This is a genomic window from Mucilaginibacter sp., assembly GCF_965200995.1.
In the GTDB taxonomy this organism is placed as follows: Bacteria; Bacteroidota; Bacteroidia; order Sphingobacteriales; family Sphingobacteriaceae; genus Mucilaginibacter.
The window spans coordinates 1,670,453-1,682,223 of the sequence record NZ_OZ241743.1; the positions used below are offsets into that span (position 1 = coordinate 1,670,453).

The window sequence follows — 11,771 nt, forward strand, 5'->3', positions numbered from 1 at the left end:
TACGTTTCATTCGTTACTTCCCGGTTTAAAGGTTCAAGATTTTTTTTATCCATTTTTCCCAAGGTCTTTATTTACTCGCTTTTCTGCCTCTTTGGCTTTCTCCTCCTGCGCTTTTTTCTCTTTGCGCTGCTCTTTCTTCGATTCTTTGGGCGCGCGTTCTTCTTTGCGGATTACCTTGTTGATTTTCCGGTTGTACAGCGCAGTCAGGATACCCTGACCCTTCCGGCTGAAAAACTTAAGCTTGGGTTTCTCGCTCGTCCCGGTTACCGCAACCGGAATACCGATCAAGCCACCAGGAGGCAGCCCTACCCTGACCAAAATATCCAATAACCCATTAAAGCTTGTCGTTCCACTGATGGATGGCCGGAGAATGGAGACTTTGAATTTAAATTTATCGATATGAATCAGGTCATCCTTAATGTGGGTAACAATGTTGACCCCTTTCATATCCGGATGATTAAAGGCATCGGCTCCAACATTATCGCCGATCACTGAAAGCATTTTCAAGTTATTTACGGCTACATCCCTCAGGTTGACCACACCTCCGCCTTCTAAAGAAGGATAAATAGGATTCATATTTTTATCAAAATCGCCTTTTAACTTATAGTTCAGCGACACGATACCGCTCACATCCTTAGCAGAAGTAGCCATCTTGCGCACCATGTCTATTTCTTTGTAAGCGCGTTGAACATTAAAGTCCATAACTTTCAATGCTACATCAAAGTTGGCAGTTAGGAGAGATTCATTTTGATAACGTGCATCAATATTCATCCGGCTGCCGATAATGTCAAAAGACGTGCTTCTTAAATAGACCTGGCCTGCCTTCACCGCAGCAGTACCTTTAAGCTGACTGATATTCAACCCTTTAAATCCTACTTTTCTTACACTAGTTACTAATGAGACATCCAAATTTTTAGGAACAATGACCACACCGGTGCTCTTCGGGTTTTCGGCTTTGGCATATTCCACTTCTAAAGATTTATCCTCATTGTCGCCACTTTTGAGCGCCATAAATTCATCCACCAAAATATAGTTGGAGTTCAACGCAAAGTTTCCATGAAGCGTTCCTTTACGCTCGATAAAATAATTGATGGTATTGAGCAGATAACCGTTCAGCGCGAAGTCAGATTTCCCGTAAGTGGCATAAAACTTCCGGAACCACATTTTTTCATTCTCAAACTGAAAGCTGCCCTCTTTTAAGTAAAATGACTTTGGTAAGTAAGTAGTAGCCGCTTTGATGTTTTTTAGGTTTAAAGTGCCTTTATTGTCCAATTTGTTGTACTGGCCCGTGATCGCATAACTTTCCCGGCCATTCAAAGAAAGGTCCGCCGTAATCAAGCCACTAACATCCATCCCCTTTCTTTTAAAGACTTTGTAAATTTTCCCCACATTTAAAGTCCCCTTGGCTCGTACTTTATAAAGCAAATCCTCGAAGTTTTGTAAATCGGCGTTAATAAACACCGGGTTTCCCTCGAAATCAAACTGGAAAGGCATCAGTTTCACCCCAAGGCTGCGGAACGTACCCTCCGGGTTTTGGATACTAGCGGTCAAATTGATATGTTGTATCGGGTTAGGATAAAACTTCGTTTTAAGCCAGCCGTCCTTCAGTGCCAAATAGCCGTTGGTTTTAGGGAACAGCTTTTTATCCATGCTGAAAGTACCGTTTGCCTTTATGTCGGCATTCATCAGCCCTTTCATATCCACATCTTTCAGGCCCAGGGCCGCATCCAGTGTCTGCAGATTGATGGTGCCTTTTAGATTGGCATTAACGCTCATTTCGCTCAACCCTTTGGTTTTCACTACAGCACGAAAAGTGTTTCTCTGTCCGAGGTCGAAGCTTAATGTTTTAATATCTACCCCTAACTGTTCCACATCTAAGGATGGCAAATCAATACCCAAATCAACATTAAGATTTTTCATGGGCACCGGAGCCTTTGCGTTGGAAATAGTACCATCGTCAACCAGGAGACGTGCCGTCATTCTCGGCTTCAGGTTCCTGGGTTCACTGAATTTTCCTTTCAGGCTGAAAAACAGATTGCTTTTGCCTTCCAGTTTTGTGTCCTTTGCCCAATCGAGGTACTGTGGCGGCAGCACCGAAATCATATCGCGAATGGTCGTTTTTTCTGAGGCGGCATTAATATCCAAGTCATATCCGTCTTTCAGAATACTCAAGGAACCAGTGAACTTTAGAGGTAAATCATTGATTTTCAATTCATTTTTTCTGAGTACAAACGTCAGTGCATTGGTATTGATCCGGGTAATCAGCTCAGCATGCAGAGATTTCTGTTGCGCATAATAGACCCGGTCAAGGCTAAAATCCAACGAGTCAATTTTGAGATCGGTTTTTAAGTCGAAAATATCCTCACTCAATCCGCCTTGACCTGTATAATTGAGTCCTTTTGCATCTGCTAATATTTTAGCTGTATGGTCAATATATTTGATATGCCAGTTTTTGAATTTGATGAGCTCCAGTTTGATGGATGTGCCCTTTTCCGTCGTGTCTTTCGGACTTTGGGACGGGCTGGAAACATAGACATTATAATTAGCCTGCCCTTTACTGTTGACATAAACGTTAGCGTAAGCATCCATTACATAAATTTCATCGATTTTTACCTCATGATCAAAAATCAGGTTTTTCAGGTTGATGCCCGCTGCCACCTCTTTAGCTGCCAGTAACGTATCCTGCTGAAAGGGCCTGGACCCTTTCAGCAATAAATCATCCACAGATACGGTAAGCGAAGGGAAATGACGGAAGAAGGTAAGATGTACCTTTTTATAATCAAGTTTACCGGCCAGATGCTTATTCGCAAATATTTTCACCTGCTCAGAAATAGTTCCCGGAAATAAAATCGGAAGAATAAACATCAGGAATAAGATAGCTGCTATAAAAATTCCGGTCCATTTTAAGGTCTTTAGAAGTGGTTTTTTAAAGTTTTCCATAGATTGTGATGACGAGTTTGTTATATAGCAGGTGTGAAATAAAATATATTCCACTGGCAGCTATCTAAAATCAAGCCAGCTTCTTTTTAAACTTTTAGGATTTCTTTTGTTGAGGAGGTTAGGCATAGGTACATTTTCCGTTATAGTTACGGATGTGATTTACTTTCCCCAACGTGTATACGATAGATTTCAGCATTTGTATCTGGCTGCTACACAGAGATTACGGAGCCATTGAACACTGTGTTCCTTATATGTGAAAGGATATCCGACACACTTTTCTTTAATTGTTATTTATGGAGATATGGATGTCAACACAGAGTAATGCGCTAATGCGTACTAAGCTGCCTGATCAAGCCTTGTGGAATATTCAAGCACATTGAGAAGGCTTTTTACTGAACTTGTGCAAAACTTGCACAAGCTGCCCATTCGTCCAATTTGCCTGAACGGTATATGTTTTTTGATATGCTTGAGGATGGAGGTGCGGTCGGTGGCAAGTAAGTCTGCTATTTAATGCTGATTAAGTAAGATCATATTTTCTGTCAGCTTTACATTAACAGCCGTTTAGCTGCCCTCTATTGAACAGATAATGACTTGATCGTTGGTCATTCTTTTCAATGTAGGATTTCATTGTTCAGGTTACTATACCAGGCTACTTGATGGAGCAGCTAAGCGGCCTGTGCGCCAAAGTGATCGCGCGCAGGCTGCCCTACACCAAAGCCATCTACCTGCTGGGTAAGGCTCCCGGTAACCTTCGCCCTGTGTTTCTACTCATTATTGTGGATGCCAGTGAAAACAGGGCAGGAAGTGACCTAATTGATTTGGTGGAAAAAATGCTCCCGGTGTTACGGCACCGCCGTTACGCCTGTCATCTGCAACGAAAATAACTTGGACAGCATACTGGGTGAGCAGCCCTACTTCTTCAGCCAGATACTTCACGAGGGTAAACTGCTGTTTGCCTCCCCTTTCTGGCAAGCGCCTCAAATCGCCATGCCGGATCGCACGCTATTCCTGCAGCAGCGTGACGCAGAGCTTGCAGACTGGCAGCCGCGTTACGAAGGATTACTTCTATTAGCGAACCAAACTTTCAATCAAGGAGACTACGCCCTTACCTAGTGTTGTTGAATCAGATGCTGCCTATTGCCCTTTCCACTACGATACAGGACAGGTTATTGGACAAGAAGCCTTAATCCAGTGCGGCTCCTCAAAGTGAGCCGCCTGTTTACGCCTACTTTAGCAGGACTATTTGAAATCAGTACGCCTAGGGGAAAGCAGCGCATGAGCCTGTTGACTAAAAGCTACCGAAACTATATCTATACGGATGGCTACGCACCGGACGAAGCCACGGTAGCCGAACTGCTCACCTTAGCTAACCGGGCAGTAGCGTTTTGCAGGGAAGCCTGCCAGCCATCTTTGGAATGATAAGCAAGAGATACAGCTGTTAGTTACCTTGTTTTTACAACGGTATTAAGCCGAAGATGCCGCCGGAAGCCACGAAGATGGCATACAGCACCAGCTTACTCACATGCTTGCTGTCCTTCATACCCGCCAGCGTCAGCACCGGGGCAAGCAGGATGGTAGTGAGCCAGACTTTGAAACTATAAGCGAATGCAGATCGCATAGAATATTCTATCTGGTAATGCATGGTAGGCAGATGGCCGTTTAGCCGCTGTACTTCTCCGTATAATATTAAGCGTATACATGTGCAGAAAGTTGCTGCGGCCGCCGGCGGCATTCCATCATGCGCCGTCGCGCTACAGTGCATTCCACCGCCAGCCTCGTTGCCTCGCACTGCAAGGAGTGAAGCTCGCACCTCGCAACACACCTGCCTTTCCCGGCACACCTTCAAAATGCAGAAAGAACCGTGATTGCACCGCAGTCAAGGGTATATAAATGAGCCGTTGTGTGTTTGTTTTTAGCGGCCGGCTCGCCCTTGACGCTTGGCCGCTTACATGCTGAGGTGGTTATTTACGCGAACAATGGCTGGGTGTGGGGCCTAAAGGAAAATCAAAGAGGCTTATTTGACATAGACAGGTAGCTGATGAAACAGTCATCTGTTTTCAGTTTTTTTACATACCAGCTACCTTCAATGATTTTCGATATTTAACATTAGGGATGAAGAGCAGCAAGTTTGAACAACTCCAGATTTTTTTAAATAGGTAAGGCGGAACTCCTTCCGCCTTACCACTAACCAACATTTATATAATCAAAAACCCAGAGCTTACAATTTTTTAAACACGGCATAGCCGTAAGCTGGCAGTGAAAGTTGTGCTGGCAAGGTCACTGTGGCATTGGTATAGCCGTTTGCCCAGTTACCGCCTTGCAGCTGAGCGGGAACCGGATAATTAACCGCCGTGTTGCGGGCATTCACCAGCACCAGCACGTCGTCTGTACCGGCCGTTCGTTCAAAAGCAATTACATCAGCGTTGTTGTAAACGGTCAATGTTCCGGTTTTGATCGCTTCATGCACTTTACGGAAGGCAATGATCTGCTTGTAGGCTGCTACCATATCCGGGTTGGCCGTGTAATCCACTGCGACATTGGCAAAAAAATTAATTTTGTTGGGGTAGCCGACTTCCTGGCTGCTGTAGATAAGGGGAACGCCATTCATGTAGGTGGTCAGCGCGAAAGCCGCCAGTGCGCCCTGTTTGCCGTTGTATAAGGAGATGGTGCTACCGTCAGACGAGGCCAGATCATGATTGATGCTGTACCGCAACTTTGTACCCGTAGCTGGTATCGAATTTACTTCGCTGGTGTTGGTGGTTACTAAGGCGCTTGGCGCAGCAGTGCCCCCAAATACCCCTTTCAAAGAATTATAATAACTGAACGAATAACTCAACTGAAAGCCGGAATTGATTTCAGCGGCCGTAGTGCCTTCCGCTAAGTAAATGAGCTTATGAGTTTTAATATTGCTCAACGTATCCAGCGCCTGCTTCCAGAAGTCAGCCGGTACATTGTCAGCAAAATCACAGCGGTAACCATCAATGTTTGCATTAAAAACCCAGTATTTCATGGCGCGTATCATGGCGGTACGCATATCTGCATTATTAAAATTCAGTGCCGCCACATCCGAGAAGGTAGTATTAGGCGGACTAATGATATTACCGCTTGCATCCTGCAGGTACCAAGCTTTGTTGCTAGTCCAGGCATTATCCCAGGCGGTGTGGTTGGCCACCCAATCCAATATTACCGCCATGCCTTTGTTATGAGCCTGAGTTACCAATGAACGCAGATCATCCAGGGTACCAAAATCAGCATTGACGCCGGTATAATCTTTTACACAGTAGGGCGAATTAACCGACTTTACTGTGCCTACCGGATAAGTTGGCATCAACCAGATGACGTTTACCCCCAAAGCTTTAATGGAATCCAGCCGGGCCTGCACACCCTGAAAGTTGGCCGGGGTGAAGGTGCGGATGTTTACTTCATACATTACAATATCCTTAGTAGCCGGCACGCTACTGAAAGGTGTGCCATATTGCGACGGATCGGTATAGGCAGAACCCGAGCCGGAGCCAGGAGCGGGAGACGGCGTTGGGGTTGGATTTGATCCTCCTCCCGGCTTTTTACCGCAGCCTGCCAAGGTGATATTTAACAGGATGAAGAGAAACAAACTGTTTTTATAAATTTTCATTACACACGTTTTCATCTGCACAAAATTTTAATAAGTGAATAATTGTAGAGTTGATTTGTTATCAACCACCTGATATTTAACCGGGCAGCTTTCAGGCGCCGCAGTGCGGCCCTGCGGATCGGTATTGGCTGCAGCGCCTAAAAAAGCAACGGTTCCGCTTTGCAGCGGCAGCCGGCTTGTGCCTGCAGTTAAGGCAGCAGTTTGATTAAAGCCATGCAGTATCAATTTGATATGTTTAAAATGAGAACGGTAATTCCCTTCAGCTGCATTCAGGCTGATACGGTGGCGGTCAGGATCAAACGTAATCATACGTTTATAGTAACTGCCTTTCTGATAATCGAAGCTTTTGCCGTCATCTTCATAATAAGTAAAGCTGTTTGGCTTATCGCCGTTGTACACATGCAGGGTTAGGGTGTCTGTCGGCTGCTCAGCAGTTGACTGGATAAGCGACTGCACTGGGATGATGCTTCCTCCCTTTACAAACACCGGCAACTTGTCAGGCGGCAACGGCACTGCCCTTTCCTGGCCGCCTTTAATGGTGTTATCATTGTAAAAATCATACCAGGTGCCTTCCGGAAAATATACCTTGGCAAAGGTTTTATTGCTTTCAAACGGCGCTATCATCAGGGCGCGGCCAAACTCGTACTGGTTCTGATAAGCGGCATCAAATACATGTGCATCAAACGTGTAATTAATCGCCAGCGAACGCATTACCGGCATGCCGGTTTGGGTAGCCTCGTAAAAAGTACTGTACAGATAAGGCAGCAGCTGGTAACGCAGGCTGATGTAGTTGCGGGCAATATCCAGCACATCTTCGCCAAACGTCCAGGGTTCGGCCGCACGGGTATTAAGCGCGGTATGGTTGCGGTAGTAGGGGATAAAGGCACCCAATTGTATCCAGCGGGTGTAAAGCGCTGTGGTAGGGTTACCGGTAAAGCCGCCAATATCCATACCGGTAAAGGCTACGCCGCTTAGCCCCAAACTGTTCAAAAGGCGCACGCCCTGCAGCATGTGATCTTCCTCGGCCCGGTTATCGCCGGTCCAGATGGCAGAGTAGCGCTGCAGGCCGGCATAACCGGAACGGGTCAGCACGAACGGCCGCTCCTTAAAATGTTCCAATGCGCCCTCATAGCTGGAGCGGATCATCTGCAGCCCGTATACATTGTGCGCCTGCAGGTGTGTAGTGGGGCGGCCGTCATAATTGAACAGAATATTGTCCGGCGCTTTCTGCCCCCAGGTAGAAAACTCGTTCATGTCATTCCAGATGCCGCTCACGCCTGATTCGGCAAAAAACTTTACCTGGCTGCGCCACCAGTTGCGGCCTTTAGGGCTGGTAAAATCCGCAAAGTTGCACCAGCCCGGCCATACCTGCCCTGTATAGTTCAGGCCATCGGGGTATTTAAGGTAGATGTCCTGCTGCAGGCCGCTTTCGTAAGCCGGAGCGCCTTTTTCTACTTTAATGCCAGGGTCAACAATTACAGTGGTTTTAAAGCCCAGCTTAGTTAGTTCCGCATTCATGCCGGCAGGGTTGGGGAAGCGGCTTTTATTCCAGGTAAATAGCTGGTACTTATCCATATAATGGATGTCCAGCGTGATACCATCCGCCGGAATGCGCTTTTCGCGCAGGGTATGGGCAATGCGCAGCACCTCAGCCTCAGGATAATAGCTATAGCGGTTTTGCTGGTACCCCAATGACCATAGCGGCGGCAAAGGCATGCGGCCCGTCAGGTAAGTATAAGAGTTGATGATATCGGCCAGGCGCTTGTGGTAGATAAAGTAATAGTTCATCTCGCCGCCGCGTGCTGCAAACGAAGAAAAACGGTTATTGCTGGCGCCGAAGTTAAAATCGGTTTGATAGGTATTGTCTAAAAATATACCATAGTTTAATCCCTGATGGATGCCGATGTAGAACGGGATGGTGGAATACAGCGGATCTTGTGACACACTATAACCGTATACATCCGAATTCCAGTTGGTATAGCCCATTCCGGCGCGGTCCAGATTGCCGGTTTTTTCGCCCAGGCCCACAAAGCGTTCGCCGGGCTGCAATTTTTTGTAAGTAGTTACGGTGCGCTCTGCCCACGAGGTAGTTAAGCCTTGCTCATCTTCATTAATTACTTTACCATCAGGGGTGATGAAGGTAACTGAAAAGGGTGCCTTGCGAATAATCGCTTTTACAGAATCAGTTACAATATTAATTCTGTTATCATCCTGTGTAATCTGTACTTTAACCGGCTGAATTTTGCCTACTACGGCATAAGAGAAGTCAGTTGGCAGCTCGTGCTGGTCCACCCGTACCCGGATGACAGACGGGGTGTAAACCATAACCTGAACGTGGGCATTGCCGGCTGTAATATCAACCTGTTGGCCATTAATAACGGCGCTGGTTACATTGCCCACGGTAGCTACCGGGTTTTGCTGGGCCGCCAGCTGCGCACAATACATGGAAAGCAGCGCGAGCAGCGGTATAAATAATTTAATTTTCATGAATAACAATTAATGGCGGGCCGGCATCTGCCTGGTGTGCCGGCCCGCGCATTAGTTTTTGGTAATAGTGTAGAGGTACTTGTTCTGGGCCGCCTGGCTGAAATCCAGTGTAATGGTATAGTTACCGGCCTGCGTAATGGTAACAGCGGCATCTGTACTTATAAGTGTCCCGGTGAGTGCATCGCTGCTGGCAGGGCCATAGTTCAGGTCCCAGGCGTTGTTGGCCCTAAACTTCAGGGCGCCTGCATTCAGGTTAGTGGTAATCGTCCAAACGTTTCGGGCCTGGTTATAGGTCATCGGGGTAGAATTATCCCAGCTGCCGGCAGAGGCCGGGCCGATTAAGCCCCATGAATTTACCAGATAAGCGCTCCAGGTGAGGTTTTTGATGTCAGCATTCAGCTTATAAAAGCCCGGCTTATTTACGCTTACCCCGCCGGCCATCCCATCAGTGGTTAGCTTACCAGCGGTTGTGGCAGCGCCGTAGTTGATGTGGTTCCAGTCGGGCGCGGTGGTAAACTTAAACTGGTCGCCCACGCTCATGTAAATGTAGCCTTCGTAAGTGTAAGTAGTAACCGCCGGGATACTTAGTGCCGTACCGGGGTTCCAGCCCTGGTAAGCGCCCGGTACGTACAGTTTTACGGGCGCCAGCTCTTTGTAGGTAGTTACCATTAATTTAACCGGTGCAGAGTAGACCGTATCTTTGCCGTAGATATGTGCGCCGGTGCGCAGCTCAATAGCCGAGGGTACATTAGGGGCCAGCTTTAATTTGTTCAAAATCTGGTTGTTCAGCGCACCTAATGTCATGTTTACTGAATCTGCTCCTGTGGTAGTGATGGTGGCTTTCTTGGTAAAGTTGCGCCCGGCCGAGTCAATCTGGATAAAGTAACTTACCACCGCCTGTACGCCGTAATCAGCTTTATCCCACTTGATTTTTACAGTCTTGTTGGTATCAGCCGCGGTTACAGCCAGGGTGGTGCCGCTGGTGGGTACGGTAACTTTAGGCGCCGCAATATTAGCCGACACCGTGGCCTTCTCCTCTTTTTTACAGGCAGTAAACAAGGTTGCCGCTGCCATCAGCATTAAGAATATTTTTTTCATCGGTGTTAGGATTAATAGCCGGGATTTTGTTTCAGGTTAGGGTTGATCTGTAAATCAGAGGCGGGGATAGGGAACACATTCAGATGCGCATCAGTAGCCGCGCCGGCGGCTACATTGCCTTTGTAGTCCCATACATAGCTGCCGCCGGTAAACAGGCCGAAGCGGATCAGGTCTGTACGGCGCAGCGCTTCCCAGTAGAGTTCGCGTCCGCGCTCGTCAATCAAAAAGCTTAGATTTAATTGTGATGCATTGATGTTGCCCGAGGTGTTGCCATACCCTCGTTGCCGTAAGCGGTTTACCAGGGTGAGGGCAGTAGCAGCATCGCCGCCTGTACCGCCGCGTACCACGGCTTCGGCATAATTCAGGTATACTTCGGATAGCCGGAAAATCGGAAAATCAGTATCTACAAAAGTGTCATTTGAACCCAAAGCACCAGTTGAGGTTACATTCTTGTACTTGGCAGACAAATAGCCTTGTGCAAAGATGACCGGATTGGTAATGGCTAAAGTCTGCCCGTTGGTATAAAAAACAGCGCGCTTGTCGGTATTGCCAGAAGGGTCTGGAAATACCTTGTTTACAAAGCTGGTGGTCATGCGGTTACCTGCCCAGCCGCCCGAAGGGATGCCGATGTAGTTGATCGCATCCATAGAGCCGCCGGTGGCAGCATGGATTACAAAGGTCATATCCCCGTAGCTTTGCGTATTAAGGCCATTTTCTGCGATAGGTAAAATAATCTCGTTACGGTAACTGTTATTATCAGCTAAAAACAGATTGCGGTAATTACTTACCAAAGAATAATTGGCAGCGTTAATCACTTTATTACTGTAGGTAATACAGTCTGCATAGCGGGCCGTACCGGTATACACGGCAGCATTCAAATACAGGCGGCTCAACATTGCCCAATCCGCACCCTGGTCAACCCGCGCATATTCATTAGTACCGGGTGCAGCTAGATCGGGCTCGATGGCTTTCAGCTCTCCTTCAATATAATTAAACAAATCCGCCCTTGAAATTTGCTTGGGTGTAAATGTACCCGGCAAATCTGCTTCGGTAGCAAAAGGTACATTGCCGTACAAATCCATGGCCACCCAATAAAAATAAGCCCGCAGAAAGCGTGCTTCGGCGCGGTAGCGGCTTACATCGGTTTGCAGGGTGCCGCTCAGGCCGCCCAGGTTGTTATTTACGTTGCGGATGTATTCATTACAGTAGGCAATGTTGATGAACAGGCGCTGGTACATCAACTGCACGTACAAGTTGAGGTTTGACCAGGTGCCGCCATGATAATCTACCAGGCCGCCATCGCCCCAGGCGTTTAAGCACTCATCGGTAGTTATTTCCTGTGCAGCCCAGTATTCGCGTAAAAAAGCGGTAGTACCTTCATCGGATGCCTGAATTTCGGCAGCGCCAAACTGGCCTTTTTGCCCGGTAAGCGCCAGTGAACCGTACAACTTGGCTAACGATTCTTTGTAGGCCCCCGGATTATTGAATACGTTAGCCGAAGTGGTAACCAGCGGATCAATAGGGGAGGTATCCAGCGCTTTTTTGCAGGAGGACGTTACCAGCAGCAATAGCAATGCCGGCACTAATTTTTTTGTATATCGTTTCATGTAAAGTG

9 protein-coding genes are annotated in these 11,771 nt (G+C 47.2%); 3 read left to right on the forward strand and 6 right to left on the reverse strand.

What is annotated here, in order from left to right; all coding sequences use genetic code 11:
- Positions 1-45 precede the first annotated feature (45 nt).
- The gene (locus tag ACY652_RS07905; RefSeq protein WP_462267611.1) at positions 46-2,940 is read right to left on the reverse strand and encodes a hypothetical protein; all 2,895 of its coding nucleotides are present in this window, start codon (positions 2,938-2,940) and stop codon (positions 46-48) included.
- A gap of 656 nt (positions 2,941-3,596) precedes the next feature.
- Here ACY652_RS07905 and ACY652_RS07910 point away from each other — a divergent pair.
- From ACY652_RS07910 to ACY652_RS07920, 3 genes are all read left to right on the forward strand, one after another.
- Positions 3,597-3,824 carry a hypothetical protein gene (locus ACY652_RS07910; RefSeq protein ID WP_462267613.1) on the forward strand — a complete coding sequence of 76 codons (228 nt, stop codon included), beginning with the start codon at positions 3,597-3,599 and terminating at the stop codon, positions 3,822-3,824.
- Between the two features lies 1 nt (position 3,825).
- On the forward strand, positions 3,826-4,053 hold the full coding sequence (locus ACY652_RS07915; protein WP_462267615.1) for a hypothetical protein: 228 nt from the start codon (positions 3,826-3,828) through the stop codon (positions 4,051-4,053).
- 78 nt (positions 4,054-4,131) lie between these two features.
- Complete coding sequence (locus ACY652_RS07920; protein WP_462267616.1) at positions 4,132-4,359, forward strand: hypothetical protein; 228 nt, start codon at positions 4,132-4,134, stop codon at positions 4,357-4,359.
- Positions 4,360-4,393: 34 nt separating this feature from the next.
- Here the strand turns inward: ACY652_RS07920 and ACY652_RS07925 are convergent, their stop codons facing one another.
- The 5 genes from ACY652_RS07925 to ACY652_RS07945 form a co-directional block, all read right to left on the reverse strand.
- Positions 4,394-4,558 (reverse strand): hypothetical protein, encoded by a 165-nt coding sequence (locus ACY652_RS07925; RefSeq protein ID WP_462267618.1) that lies wholly within the window; start codon positions 4,556-4,558, stop codon positions 4,394-4,396.
- 600 nt (positions 4,559-5,158) lie between these two features.
- Positions 5,159-6,571, reverse strand: a complete 1,413-nt coding sequence (locus tag ACY652_RS07930) for an alpha-amylase family glycosyl hydrolase (RefSeq protein WP_462267620.1) — start codon at positions 6,569-6,571, stop codon at positions 5,159-5,161.
- A gap of 27 nt (positions 6,572-6,598) precedes the next feature.
- Positions 6,599-9,058: a glycoside hydrolase family 31 protein gene (locus ACY652_RS07935; protein ID WP_462267622.1), complete on the reverse strand. Its 2,460-nt coding sequence runs from the start codon at positions 9,056-9,058 to the stop codon at positions 6,599-6,601.
- A 51-nt stretch (positions 9,059-9,109) separates the two neighbouring features.
- Positions 9,110-10,156 carry a SusE domain-containing protein gene (locus ACY652_RS07940; protein ID WP_462267624.1) on the reverse strand — a complete coding sequence of 349 codons (1,047 nt, stop codon included), beginning with the start codon at positions 10,154-10,156 and terminating at the stop codon, positions 9,110-9,112.
- Between the two features lie 11 nt (positions 10,157-10,167).
- Positions 10,168-11,763 carry a RagB/SusD family nutrient uptake outer membrane protein gene (locus ACY652_RS07945; RefSeq protein WP_462267626.1) on the reverse strand — a complete coding sequence of 532 codons (1,596 nt, stop codon included), beginning with the start codon at positions 11,761-11,763 and terminating at the stop codon, positions 10,168-10,170.
- Positions 11,764-11,771: the final 8 nt, after the last annotated feature.

What these genes read in the sequence shown, in the direction of transcription:
- ACY652_RS07905 (WP_462267611.1), bottom strand. Translation starts at nt 2,940, where the DNA reads ATGGAAAACTTTAAAAAACCACTTCTAAAGACCTTAAAATGGACCGGA.
- ACY652_RS07925 (WP_462267618.1), bottom strand. Translation starts at nt 4,558, where the DNA reads ATGCGATCTGCATTCGCTTATAGTTTCAAAGTCTGGCTCACTACCATC.
- ACY652_RS07940 (WP_462267624.1), bottom strand. Translation starts at nt 10,156, where the DNA reads ATGAAAAAAATATTCTTAATGCTGATGGCAGCGGCAACCTTGTTTACT.
- ACY652_RS07930 (WP_462267620.1), bottom strand. Translation starts at nt 6,571, where the DNA reads ATGAAAATTTATAAAAACAGTTTGTTTCTCTTCATCCTGTTAAATATC.
- ACY652_RS07910 (WP_462267613.1), top strand. Translation starts at nt 3,597, where the DNA reads ATGGAGCAGCTAAGCGGCCTGTGCGCCAAAGTGATCGCGCGCAGGCTG.
- ACY652_RS07935 (WP_462267622.1), bottom strand. Translation starts at nt 9,058, where the DNA reads ATGAAAATTAAATTATTTATACCGCTGCTCGCGCTGCTTTCCATGTAT.
- ACY652_RS07945 (WP_462267626.1), bottom strand. Translation starts at nt 11,763, where the DNA reads ATGAAACGATATACAAAAAAATTAGTGCCGGCATTGCTATTGCTGCTG.